Annotated in this window: 9 protein-coding genes; 5 read left to right on the top strand and 4 right to left on the bottom strand. The window is 59.4% G+C overall.

Annotation, left to right across the window (positions count from 1 at the left end):
* Positions 1–6 precede the first annotated feature (6 nt).
* The 3 genes from CLM58_RS01805 to trhO all read right to left on the bottom strand — a co-directional run bounded on the left by CLM58_RS01805 (position 7) and on the right by trhO (position 5,959).
* Positions 7–3,189: a translocation/assembly module TamB domain-containing protein gene (locus tag CLM58_RS01805; protein WP_095594197.1), complete on the bottom strand. Its 3,183-nt coding sequence runs from the start codon at positions 3,187–3,189 to the stop codon at positions 7–9.
* The gene (locus CLM58_RS01810; RefSeq protein ID WP_095594198.1) at positions 3,189–4,961 is read right to left on the bottom strand and encodes an autotransporter assembly complex protein TamA; all 1,773 of its coding nucleotides are present in this window, start codon (positions 4,959–4,961) and stop codon (positions 3,189–3,191) included. Before CLM58_RS01810 ends, CLM58_RS01805 begins: the two co-directional genes overlap by 1 nt.
* Positions 4,962–5,050: 89 nt before the next feature.
* Complete coding sequence (trhO, locus tag CLM58_RS01815) at positions 5,051–5,959, bottom strand: oxygen-dependent tRNA uridine(34) hydroxylase TrhO (protein ID WP_095594199.1); 909 nt, start codon at positions 5,957–5,959, stop codon at positions 5,051–5,053.
* 101 nt (positions 5,960–6,060) lie between these two features.
* Between trhO and pncA the strand changes: the two genes are divergently transcribed.
* The 3 genes from pncA (at position 6,061) to CLM58_RS01830 (ending at position 9,655) form a co-directional block, all read left to right on the top strand.
* Positions 6,061–6,666: a bifunctional nicotinamidase/pyrazinamidase gene (gene pncA / locus CLM58_RS01820; RefSeq protein WP_095594200.1), complete on the top strand. Its 606-nt coding sequence runs from the start codon at positions 6,061–6,063 to the stop codon at positions 6,664–6,666.
* 60 nt (positions 6,667–6,726) lie between these two features.
* On the top strand, positions 6,727–8,019 hold the full coding sequence (gene pncB, locus CLM58_RS01825; protein WP_095594201.1) for a nicotinate phosphoribosyltransferase: 1,293 nt from the start codon (positions 6,727–6,729) through the stop codon (positions 8,017–8,019).
* Between the two features lie 235 nt (positions 8,020–8,254).
* Positions 8,255–9,655 (top strand): calcium-binding protein, encoded by a 1,401-nt coding sequence (locus CLM58_RS01830; RefSeq protein ID WP_095594202.1) that lies wholly within the window; start codon positions 8,255–8,257, stop codon positions 9,653–9,655.
* Between the two features lie 7 nt (positions 9,656–9,662).
* Here the strand turns inward: CLM58_RS01830 and CLM58_RS01835 are convergent, their stop codons facing one another.
* A complete protein-coding gene (locus CLM58_RS01835; protein ID WP_143226496.1) occupies positions 9,663–10,085 on the bottom strand; it encodes a hypothetical protein in 423 nt (140 codons plus the stop codon).
* 314 nt (positions 10,086–10,399) lie between these two features.
* Here CLM58_RS01835 and CLM58_RS01840 point away from each other — a divergent pair, with 314 nt between their 5' ends.
* Together CLM58_RS01840 and CLM58_RS01845 are read left to right on the top strand one after the other, a co-directional pair.
* Positions 10,400–12,163 carry a PQQ-dependent methanol/ethanol family dehydrogenase gene (locus CLM58_RS01840; RefSeq protein ID WP_095594204.1) on the top strand — a complete coding sequence of 588 codons (1,764 nt, stop codon included), beginning with the start codon at positions 10,400–10,402 and terminating at the stop codon, positions 12,161–12,163.
* Positions 12,164–12,299: 136 nt separating this feature from the next.
* Positions 12,300–13,010, top strand: coding sequence for a LuxR C-terminal-related transcriptional regulator (locus tag CLM58_RS01845; RefSeq protein ID WP_188720499.1), 711 nt, complete (start codon positions 12,300–12,302; stop codon positions 13,008–13,010).
* Positions 13,011–13,012 lie beyond the last annotated feature (2 nt).

Raw genomic sequence — 13,012 nt, forward strand, 5'->3', positions numbered from 1 at the left:
ACGGGGTCAGTAATCGCGCTGGTAATAGATTCCAACGTTTGAATCGCCGCTGCTGGTCACACCGCCTTTGACCGTCACATTGGGGGTCAGGTCGAGGTTAAGGTTGACCTCACTTTCGCCCGTACTGCCAACGGTGACATCGGTATAAATGTTGTCCGATAGGTATTTGCCCGCAGTGACACTGGCGGTGCCGGCTTCATCCGTGCGTACATCCAGATCATCCAAACCAAAACCTTCGCGCACGCGGCCCAGAACCGACGATCCGCCACCGCCGGCCAGACCTGTCACCGCCGCAGCCAGTTGCGCCACCTGCAACGGGGAAAGCGACTCCATGCCTCGTCCGAATAGAAGTTGGGCCAAGACTTCGTCCTCTGGAAGTTCAGGTTCGGAACTGAACCGAAGCGCCGGGTCAGAGGCCAGACCTTCGATGGTCGCTCGCGCCGTGATGTCATTTGCCCGGGTCTCAGCAACCAATCGAATGAACGGGTCTAGTGACCCCTGAAGCGTCGCGAACCCTTCGACGAGGTTCAGGCGCTGGCCCAGCAAATCCAACCGTCCGCGCAACAGGTCGAACCGACCAATCGGCACCACATCCGCGGTTGTACCGGTCACTCGTAACCGCCCGCCAAGTTCTGCCTCCAAGCCGTTACCGCGCAGGAAAATCTGGTTGGGCGCACGGATCAGAAGGTTCAGACCGAAGACGCCCCCTGAAGAGCTGCCCGTCTTAAGCAAACCCGCCTTTTGCCGCGTGAGGCGGACATCGGACGGCTCGTTGAGGTGCACAATTTCAGGCATCGGGCCAGCGGTGCCAGAGGTCGAAGACGAAATCCGCACCTCGGTCGGGCCAAGATCGAGGGTTCCGTCGATGACCGCGCCACCCTGAAGCGGGCCGGTAATCGAGACATCCCCGTTAACGCTGGTATCGAACAGGACACCGTCACTGATTTCCAGCTGGCTCAGCGCGATTTTCAGGTCACCATTCATCGGCGCGTTAAGGCCAAGATTGCCCTGAAGCTCTAACCGCCCGCCCGATTGTGCGTCGCCAGAGGCCCGCAGGGTCATCGCAGCCCCCGACAGGTCGGCCTGCGCCGAGACATTCTGCAAAACCAAATAGCTCAGCGGGTCGGCGATCCGTGCACCGACGGTGCGGATGGTGCCGCGCAACGCTTCCAACCCCGGGGCCCCCTGCATCGCCAGATCAAAAGCGACCGTGCCTTCAGCAGTACGCGGAGAGATAAAGCTGTTGGCAATCGCCATCGGGGCCGTTCCGGTCAGACCAATATCGACAGAGCTTGCGTCCATGGCCAACTGCCCTTGCGTCGCGACAGACATGCCTCCGGGTCCTTGAGCCTGCAGATCAATCCGAGCGGTATCGTTTTCAGGGGTCACTGTTCCCTGAACGCTGAATGCGCCGGGCAGTCCGGGCGCAAGCAGTCCAAGATTGGCAAGCCGCGCCTGAACCGAAAGCGAATTGCCCGCGGCCTCTTCCGCCAGCAGCGTCAGTTGCGGGGTCTTCAGGTCAAGCAACCGCAGAAGGGGCGTGTCCCCAACGAAACCGCCGTCAAAAACCAGCTCTGACTTGCCACGCAACAGGGTATCAACGGCGCTGACGCCAGAACGTAGATCCTGACCCGACGCCGTCATGGTCACCGAAATATCCCCCGCTTCCGACAAGGTCGCGCGGGTCAGGGTGGCCTGCAACGCCCCGGCGATCGGCTGACCTGCCAAAGCGGCAAAGCGTGTCAGGTCGGGCGCGGTCAATTGGCCAGAGACCTCTCCGCTTGGCTGGACGCTTAAGGCTACCGCACCGGTAAGGGCGACAGACGTGTCGCCCGAGGTGAGGTCCAATCGCGTCAGCTTGGGGGCCGCGCCGCTTTGCCATTCGACCAAGGCAAGCCCTGACACGGCAGAGCCCAATGCCTGCGCCAACCCTTCGTTCACATGGGTCAGCCCATCCGCATCAAAGGTGACGCGCGCGGTTGCGGCACTTGGGGACTGGGTCAGTGTTCCGTCCCCGACCAAACGCAACTTTTCGGCGCTAAAGCTTTCGTGCGACAGGCCGCTGATGTCCATCGCAACAGACCATACATCCCCTGCGTCCTGATCAAATCCGGCCTTCAATGTCGCCATATCGATCAACAGCGGCGGCCCGGCCACGGGCAGGCGGACAGGGCCATCCCCCGCGATCTGGCCGTTGACTTGGAAACGCTTGGGCATGCCATCTGCGCCCAGTTGCGCCTGACCGGCCAAGTCCATCTGGGCCGCCCGCAGATCAAACGCCTCTACATCGACAGAGCCGTCTGCGTTCAAGATCACATTTGCGTCGAACCCGATATCTTCACCGAAGAACGGGCGCAGTTCAGGGGCGAAAAGCGGGGTCATATCCCCGGCAAGATTTGCACTGACCTGACGCGCACCGGTGTCTTGCAGAAGCGATGTTCCGACAAAGCCGCCAAGGCGCTGTTCTCCGTCAGACGATAGCGAGATTTCGGCGCGGTAGGCGTCAATCGGGCCCTCACCCTCGGCGCGGAAATTAATTGCGGGTGCGCCCGGCAAGCGGGCGAGCGTGGCAAGCAGGCCACCTTCTTCCTCTTCAACCTCCAGCTTCAGGGCAAGGTTTCGCGTTTCATTGCCGTAAGCTGCCTCCAGCGCAATCTGGCCGACACGGTCCAGTCGCGTGATCGCCAGCGAACTAGAGCCTTCGCCACCTTCCAGCTGCATCGTCCCGTCCAGTGACAGAACGACCGCCTGGCCCAGAACCGGCGCACCAAGCGAAACCCGCGTCGCTTCGATCTTGTCGATCTGCACAGCGACCGGCAACTCGGGCAGGGCGAACCCGTCAGAGCTGTCATCGGCGGCGGCGTCACCGCCCTTGGGCAGGCGCGGCAGGTCGATCGACTTGGCGCTTAGCGTCTTGACCTCTAACCGACCCGACAACAGCTTTGATCGCGACCAGTCCAGCGTCGCATCCTGCAGGGTCAGCCAGATGCCCTGATCGTCGGCAATGGTCAGCTTTTTCAAAGTGGCTTTGGAGGACAGCGCGCCCTCGAACCCTTCGATCCGAACCTCGCGGCCCGCCCCCGACAGGTTGTCTTCGATCAGCCCTTGCAGAAAGGTCCGGTCGTCGTCCTGTGCCGTGGCCGGTTGGGCAAAGCCCAGCGCCAGAGCTATGATCATGAATACCCGCATCAGAAGGCCTGCCCTATGCCGATATAGATCTGAACGCCGTCACCAGTATCGCCCCCAACAGGCGCCGCCAAATCAAAGCGGATCGGTCCGACCCCGGTGTTGTATCGCAGGCCCAACCCAGCACCAGCGTGGGTGGCAATGTCGCCGCCAAAGGCCTCATCCCCGATCAGGCCGAAATCCGCGAAGCCCACAACGCCAAACTTTTTCGTTGCTGCCAGACGCAGCTCTGCCGAGGCGCCTAGGAAAGACCGGCCCCCGACCGTATCCCCACCGCCAAGGTCAACGCCCAGCGATTGATAGGATTGTCCGCGCACAGTGCCGCCACCACCGGAGAAGAACAAAAGCGAGGGTGGGATATCGTTCTGAGCCAGCCCGATCACCGACCCGGCCTGCAACCGCACCGCCGCAACGTGACGATCCTCTTCCCCGAAGCCGTGATACCAACGCGTATCGGCCTGTAGACGAAGACCGGCACTACTGTCGTTCAGACCGATCATCGGCATCAACTGCAGGTCCAGATACTTGCCAGTGCGCGCGTCCATCGGATTATCGCGCTGGTCCAACGTTCCCCGAACCGGGAACATCAGGAAGCTGCGCGACCGAGACCCAAGATCATCGGTAAACTCTGACCGCAGGACAGAGACCCCGACCTCTGCGTAGAAGTCATCCGAGACCTGCTGCGTCAGGCCGGCCTCTAGTCTAAGGTTTCGCTCGTCGTAATCCGGCTCGCTAATATCAGCGAGCGACGCCCCCAGATACAAACCGGTGTCCGGTCCAAAAGTCGCGGGCCGGTCGAACCGGGCCGACAGGCCATAGTCCTGTTCTCCGCCGCCGCCGATCCCGCTGACCTCGGCCTCAAGGCGCAGACGTTCTGCGCCTCCAAGCAGGTTTCGGTGCATCCAAAGGCCAGACAGGGTCAGCCCCTCTAGCGAAGACACTTCGGCCCCCACACCGATGCGGCGGGGTTTTTCATCCACCACGTCGATGGTCAGTTCCTGTGTCTGGTTCGGGCCAATCCCCTCATCCTCGGAGATAGAGACCGACCGGAAGGCCCCGGTTTTGCGCAGTCGTTGGGCAGAACGGGCGATCTCTTCGGGGGCGAACACCCTACCTTCGGGAACACCTGCAATCTCTTTGATACGGTCGGGTCGAACGGCGCTGTCGTCACTGACCGCGACCCGCCCAAACCGCAGTTTCGGGCCCGGATCTAACGTCAGGTCGCTGTTCAACACCGCGCCGCGATGGTCGGCCACGATCCGCTGATCCGCGATGGCGGCTTTCGCATACCCAGCGTCCCGCCAGCCCTTCACGGCAGAGCTTGCAGCGTCCCGGATCGTGTCTACCCGGGCGGGCTGACCGCTGGCATAGCCGGTTGGCAAGGTTGTCTGCGGGGCCAGCGGCCCGGCAGCTGCGCGCCCAAAGGTGAACGCCGGCCCCACAGACACAGAAATCGAAATTCGGTCGATTTTCGTTGGACCAGCGAAGGCCGGAATGCCAGAGACCTCCCTTCCATCTGCGCGAATGCTGATTTGCGGGCCGTAATGGGCCTGCGCATAAAGCACAGAAATCAGCCGCCCATAGTCGGCACGGGCAGCCGCCAGCAAATCGGAACTTGGAACGCTGTCATCGCCCACAAGCGTCGCCACCAACGAGGCCGAGCGCAGGCGGTCCCTCAGGTCACCGTTGTCCGGCGACAGCGACAGTCGCAATTCGGTCGCAAAGGCCGGACCGGACAGCGCCAAGAAGCATAGAAGAAAAAGGAATCGTTTCACGGGAAAATCACTAAGCCCTTCGTATCTGGACTATATGGGCGCTTCCCGGCAGTTGGCTACCCGACATTACCGAACAGGCGAAGCCCCGCCTAGCGATGCGCCCCCATATGCACCTCGCCCCGCGCTTTGGCCAAGGCAATCTGTTTCTGACGCTCGCGGAACCGTTCACGGTCGGCTTCCGTGTGCTCGTCGATGCACTGGTGGCACGAGACACCCTCTTCGTACTCGGCACGCTGCTTGTCTTCGGGCAGGATCGGGCGGCGGCAGGCGCGGCACAGCTGGTGCGGACCTTCGACAAGGCCGTGACCGACCGAGACACGCTCGTCGAACACGAAACAGTCGCCGTTCCACAGGCTTTGGTCCTGAGGCACCTCTTCCAGGTACTTCAGGATGCCGCCTTGCAGGTGGTAAACCTCATCCAAACCCTGACCCATCAGGAAGTTGGTCGATTTCTCACACCGGATACCGCCAGTGCAGAACATGGCGATACGCTTGTTGTGAAAGCGGTCCTTGTTCTTCTCCCACCACTCCGGGAACTCGCGGAAGGTGGTGGTTTCGGGATCAACAGCGCCCTCAAACGTGCCGATTGCGACCTCATAGTCGTTGCGGGTGTCGATCACCGCGACATCGGGGGCTGAGATCAGCTCGTTCCAGTCCTGCGGTTCGACGTAATGGCCCACCTTTGCCAGCGGATCGACATCCGGCTGGCCCATGGTCACGATCTCTTTCTTCAGCTTCACCTTCATCCGTGCGAAGGGCGGGTGATCGCTGCCACTTTCTTTCCAGATCAGGTCTGCGCAACCCGGCAAGGATTTGACATAGGCAATGACCTTGTCGATCCCGGCGCGGCTGCCTGCGATGGTGCCGTTGATGCCTTCGCGGGCCAACAGCAGGGACCCGGTTGTGCCCGCATTTGCGCAGACAGCCTCCAGCGGCGCCTTCATGGCGGCGGGGTCATCGAATCGAGAGAAGTGGTAGAGAGCAGCAATAGTGTACATGGGCGCGTCCTTTACGCTCTTATTGCCCTTATCCGCAAGGGGTCGGCATTGACGCAGGTCAAGCTGCGGGTAAGGTCAGATCAACAAAGACGAGGCCCCAAATGCGCGACACCAACGAAGCCGTGATTGTCATCGACGTCCAGAACGATTTCTGCCCCGGCGGAGCGCTGGCCGTCGAAGGCGGGGATCTGATCGTCCCCGGCATCAATGCCCTGATGTCAGAGTTCAGCGCCGTGATCCTGACGCAGGACTGGCACCCCGGCGATCATTCGTCCTTCGCCTCGCAACATGATGGGCTGAACCCGTTTGAGTTGACCCAGATGCCTTACGGCCCCCAAGTCCTGTGGCCCGACCACTGTGTGCAAGGCACCGATGGTGCGGCGTTTCATTCGGACCTGACCACAGACCGCGCTGATCTGGTAATCCGCAAGGGTTTCCGGCCTGCCATCGACAGCTATTCCGCCTTTTTCGAGAACGACCAGACCACCCCCACCGGGCTGGAAGGCTACCTGCGGACCCGCGGCCTGACGAAGCTGACGATGGTCGGCCTCGCAACAGACTTCTGCGTGAACTATTCGGCGGTGGACGCGGCAAAACTGGGGTTTGAGGTCACCGTGATCGAAGACCTCTGTCGCGCGATTGATCTGGACGGGTCGCTGGCAGCCGCCACCGAAGCAATGCAAACCGCAGGGGTCGTCATCGACTGAACCTTTCACCTTCGCCGCCAATGGCTTATCAAGACAGGGAACACATCAGGAGGCCCGCCCGTGGTCGATATCGCCACCCGCGTCTATAACCACAAATGGAAGATTGATCCGATTGTCCGGTCCCTGATCGACACGGATTTCTACAAGCTTCTGATGTGCCAGTCGGTGTTTCGTCACAAGCCCGACACGCAGGTCACCTTTAGCCTGATCAACCGCACCAAATCCATCCGCCTGGCCGAGCTGATCGACGAAGGCGAATTGCGCGAGCAACTGGATCATGTCCGCAGCCTGTCACTGACCCGTGGCGAAAGCACTTGGATGCGCGGCAACACCTTCTACGGCAAGCGCCAGATGTTCACGCCCGAGTTTATGGACTGGTTCGAGAAGCTGCGCCTACCGCCCTATCACCTTGAACAACGCGACGGACAATACGAGCTGACTTTCGAAGGCAGCTGGCCCGAGGTGATGCTTTGGGAAATCCCGGCGCTGTCGGTGCTGATGGAGCTGCGTTCTCGTGCTGTGCTTCGGACCATGGACAAATTCGAGCTGCAGGTTCTTTACGCCCGCGCGATGACCAAGCTGTGGGAAAAGGTCGAGCACTTACGCCAGATCCCCGATCTGCGGATTGCTGATTTCGGCACCCGGCGTCGACATTCCTTCCTGTGGCAGGACTGGTGCGTGCAGGCGATGGGCGAGGGGTTGGGCGAGAAATTCGTCGGCACCTCGAACTGCCTGATCGCCAAAAGCCGCGATCTTGAGGCGATCGGCACCAACGCCCATGAACTGCCGATGGTCTATGCTGCTCTGGCCGAAGACGACGCGGCCTTGGCAAAGGCCCCCTATGACGTGCTGTCGGACTGGCAAGAGGAACACGACGGCAACCTGCGGATCATCCTGCCCGACACCTATGGGACCGAAGGCTTCCTGCGGAATGCTCCTGACTGGCTGACCAGCTGGACCGGTATCCGCATCGACAGCGGCGACCCCGCCGAGGGCGCCGAATCCGCGATCCGCTGGTGGCAGGACCGGGGCGAGGACCCGACAAAGAAGCTGGTCATCTTCTCGGATGGTCTGGATGAAGCAAAGATTACCGAACTGTCCAAACAGTTCCGGGGCCGCGTACGCGTTTCCTTTGGCTGGGGCACGCTGCTGACCAATGATTTCCGTGGGTTGGTCGAAGGTGACCGGCTGGCACCGTTTTCTTTGGTCTGCAAAGCGGTGGCCGCCAATGGCAGGCCCACGGTGAAGCTGTCCGACAACCCGTTGAAGGCGATGGGTCCAGCCGAACAGGTTGAACGCTATAAGCGCGTGTTTGGGGTAGGGGAACAGGCCGAATTCGCGCTGGAGGTCTAAGGCGCCTTAGCCCTTTTCATTGATTCCGAAATCCCCACAACCCCCACGCTTGAGCAAATCTGTCTCTATAAGAGAGACAATTCGGGCATCTCGGGGGAATTAACGGGTATTGGACGGGGAATTCGCCGTAATTTTGCTTAAATTTCTAATTTTTCCAGCAATGTGCTAATCTCCACATCTGAAATTTATTTGAATACGAGTAATAAACGCGACCCTTTTCGAAAAGGAGCCTGTCATGCCTCCACCCCCCGGAAAAGGCGGCGGCAACAATAACGCCGCGCCCATTATCAATGGTACCGAAAACGCCGATCTAATTGATCCAACCGGTGCGGGTGCCTTCACGACAAGTGCTGACAGCGAAGAAATCTTCGGCTTCGGCGGCGATGACATCATAGACGGCGGCGCCGGAAACGACACGATCGACGCGGGCGGCGGCGGCGACACCGTTTTCGACAGTGACGGCGATGACAGCGTCTTTGGAGGCACCGGTGACGACCAGTTTTACGACGGGGCCGGAAGCGACACCTACAACGGCGGCGACGGGTTTGATTACATTTTCTTTGAGGGGCTCGAAAGCAACTATCAGGTCGACGAAGTGTTCGAAACTGTCGGCAAAGGCCGCAACAAGACAGAGGTTCTTGTTGGCTACGAAGTTACCGACCTGACCACCGGCGACGTTAATTCGGTGATGAACGTCGAAACCATCATCTTCCTTCAAACCCCGACAGGCGACACGATCATCACCGGCAGCGACTTTGCCTTTGTGCAGTTTGATCAGGACGCGACGGTGGATGTGCTGGCCAATGACTATATCGAAGGGCAGGATCCCGGTCTGGGTCTGTCGGTCTCGGGCATTCTGGATGCCGACGTCGATCTGGACGGTGACGGGGTCAGCGATGCGCTTGACCTGATCCCAGACGACGCCACGCTGACCGATTTTCAGGACCCCGGCGGGGTACAGTTGAACGATGGAACCTTCCTGTATCTGAACCCAGACGACACGATTACGTGGGACCTGAACGGAGTCTATGATACAGATCCGGGCACTGGTGACCCGTCGCTGTTCCTTCTCTACGAGGCCAGCGATGGCAATGGCAACACCGCCCTTGGTAACCTGAGCATTGCGGTGACTTATCCAACCCCGCCGGGCGATATCACGTTCGAGAATATGGTCGGCATCTACGACGACTTCACCGCCGCACTACTATTTGGCTACAACATCTACCAAGACGGGCCAAATGGCGATTATTGGATTGCACAGGTTACCAACGCAGGTAACGCGATCGAATTTCGGGACGAAGGCAACACCAATTACGACTATGACAACGACGGCGATGATGAGTTCCGAGTCTGGACCGAAGGAAACGGCACAAGCCACGAGATGAACATAACCCACTCAGCTGGGCAACAATTCGATCTGGGCGGTATGACCTTTGTCGGACTGGATGCGGGAGAGACGGCGACGATTTCTTTCGCGGATGCCAGCGGCATCATCTGGGGCCAGACGACTGTCACGGAGGCAGACCTGAACCCCGACGGCTCTGTCGACATTATCGGTGCGACCAATGTCGATCAGTTCACGGTCGAAGCAAACGCAGGTGGTGAGTTCTACATCGACGACGTCTTCTTCGCGTAAACCTTTGCTATTCGATCACGACACCGGGCAGCCAGTGGCTGTCCGGGTCAGCCTCGTGCAGTATGTCTGCGGACAGGGGCCGAAAGTTGCCGGGAGCAGGAGGGGCGGACAGCGTATCCATGTCCAGTTCTCTCAGACTGCCAGTGATCCGGTCGCCCTCGATCACCAGATCATAATAGACCCCATTCCACATATTGATCCCGTATTCGGCGGCCCCTTTCCAGATAAACAGTAGGTCGTATTCTAGGTCCGTCAGATCGCCTTCCGTGACCTCTCGCCGGATTTCATAGGGGTAGGGCACGAGGCACCAGTATTTCTGAGGCCCCTCCACACATTTGAACGGACGCATCGACAAGAAGTGGTGGGCAAATGGCGCCTGATCGAAAGTCAGACGATAACTGGTGACATCACCTGAGGGCTGAAATTCCACCGATCCGATTGCGACTTTAGTACCATCTCCGGCAACCAGAGAAACAACTTTCGTTCCGCTCAAAGCATCTGAAAAAACAGGGCCTGAAAATAAGTGGCTGATAACAAAAGATAAAATTACATATTTTCGCATCTTCGACCTCCCTCGGCGGATTTCCGTTCGCGCCTCGAGACGATACGCGACTTCGCTAAGACCTCCCTTACGACCTTTGTGCAGTTTCGAGGCCCAAATCGCTTCCCGATAATGCCACTAGCCAATTTTCCGGCACGAGTCGGGATGTGGTGGGAGTGAGACACACACGAGGGAGGACCCCAATGAACCGGTTTCTAACAACGGTTATCGCGGGCGTGATTGCGACAGGGACAGCCTATGCTGGCGTCACTGAAGATGACCTGAAAAACGACCAAACGATCACCACACAGGTGGTCACCAACGGGATGGGGCGCCACCTGCAGCGCTATAGCCCGCTGGACACGTTGAACAAGGACAACGTCAAAAACCTTGTCCCCGCATGGGCCTTCAGCCTTGGCGGCGAAAAGCAGCGCGGACAAGAGACCCAGCCGCTGATTTATGATGGTGTTATGTACATCACCGGGTCCTACTCGCGCCTTTATGCGATCGACGTGATGACCGGAGAAGAGCTTTGGCAGTACGACGCGCGCCTGCCCGAAGGCATCCTGCCCTGCTGTGATGTGATCAACCGCGGTGCGGCGATTTATGGCGACAACATCTATTTCGGCACTCTGGACGCACGTATCGTGGCCCTAGACCTGAAAACCGGTGACGTTGTCTGGCGTGACAAGATCGCGGACTACAAAGCGGGCTATTCCTATACCGCTGCCCCGCTGATCGTGGACGGACTGGTTGTCACCGGCAACTCGGGTGGTGAATTCGGCATCATTGGTGAAGTTCAGGCCCGCAACGCCGAAACCGGCGAGGTCGTCTGGACCCGTCCGGTGATCGAAGGACACATGGGTACGCTGAACGGCGAAGAGTCCACCATGACCGGCACGCTGAACGCGACATGGCCGGGTGACCTGTGGAAAACCGGTGGTGGCGCGACCTGGCTGGGTGGCTCTTATGACATCGACACCGACACGCTGGTCTTTGGCGCAGGTAACCCTGCCCCCTGGAACAGCTGGCTGCGTGACGCGGGCCAGAAGAACGACGGTTCGGGCGACAACCTTTACGCGGCAAGCCGCATCGGCATCGACCCCAAGACCGGCGAGATCAAATGGCACTTCCAGACCACCCCGCGCGAGGGCTGGGACTATGACGGTGTGAACGAAGTTGTTGCCTACAGCGATCGCGACGGCAACAAGCGATGGGCAACCGCCGACCGGAATGGCTATTTCTATGTTCTGAACCGTGAAGACGGTGCCTTCGTTTCGGCGACCCCGTTCGTCAAGGACATCTCATGGGCCAATGGCATCGACGAAAACGGCCGCCCGATCTTCAATGAAGAGAACCGCCCGGGTGACCCCTCGGCCGCTGCCGATGGCAACAAGGGGGAAGTGATCTTTGCTTCGCCATCCTTCTTGGGTGGCAAGAACTGGATGCCGATGGCGTTTTCGCAGCGCACCGGCAACTTCTATGTGCCGTCGAACGAATGGGGCATGGATATCTGGAACGAGCCGATCACCTACAAAAAAGGCGCGGCCTATCTGGGTGCGGGCTTTACCATCAAGCCGAACTACGAAGATCATATTGGCTCTTTGAAAGCGATCGACCCTGACACAGGCGAGATCAAGTGGGAGTACAAGAACGATGCTCCGCTTTGGGGTGGCGTGATGACCACGGCTGGTGGCCTGGTCTTCACCGGAACGCCCGAAGGCAAGTTCATCGCCTTTGACGACGAGACCGGCGAAGAGCTTTGGTCGTTCCAGACCGGCTCTGGAATCGTTGGCCAGCCTGTCACCTGGGAAGCCGACGGCGAGCAGTATGTCTCGATCGTGTCCGGCTGGGGTGGCGCTGTCCCGCTTTGGGGTGGTGAGGTCGCCAAGAAGGTGAACTACCTGAACCAGGGCGGTCTGGTCTGGACCTTCAAACTTCCGAAACAACTGGCATCTGCAAACTGATCTCCCCGATCCGAGACTAGCCAGATGGAGCGCGCCCTGCATTGCGGGGCGCGTTTTCTTTGTGCTTCCTACGACCTAAGGCTTATTCTGAATCGGACTGCCGTTCTGGTAGACTAAAGTCATGGAGTACAGGGCAATGACACCCGAAACGGGAACCGGAACTGGCGCAGTCGCCGTGAAGAGGCTGAAATCTGCGCTGATCATCGACGACCATCCGTTGTTTTGCGACGCGCTGTCGATGACCTTGCGCGCCGTGTCCAGCATTCAAGACATCAAAACGGCCTCTTGCCTGCAAGATGCCATGGATGAAATCGCATCAGGGGCCCGCGTCGATCTGATCGTGCTAGACCTGAACCTGCCCGACGTCAGTGGGCTGGACGGGCTGGTTCGGCTAAACCGCGTAGCGATGGCGCCAATTGTCGTGGTGTCGTCAATGGCCGACAACCGTATCATCAGCTCGGCCATTCACTCCGGCGCTTCTGGCTTTGTCCCCAAACACAGCCAGCGCGATGTGTTCAAAAGCGCAATCGACGCCTTGTCGGTTGGTGAAACTTTTATCCCCGAGGGCTTTCAACTGCTGGAAGACGCGGCTGCCTCCAGCCCGGATGAGGCGGCCACGCGGTTGGCCTCGCTCACGAACCAACAAGCACGGATCTTGCAGTTGATCTGCGAAGGCAAACTGAACAAACAGATCGCCTATGACCTGTCGATTGCTGAAACCACGGTAAAGGCCCATGTCACTGCGATCATGCGCAAGCTTGGGGTCCAAAGCCGGACCCAGGCAGTGCTGTTGGCCAAGGAAACAAGTTTCACAAACGTCTTGCGCGACAGCATCCCCCCCGCATAGGC

The sequence above is a fragment of the Actibacterium pelagium genome, from assembly GCF_002285415.1.
Taxonomy (GTDB): Bacteria; Pseudomonadota; Alphaproteobacteria; order Rhodobacterales; family Rhodobacteraceae; genus Actibacterium_B; species Actibacterium_B pelagium.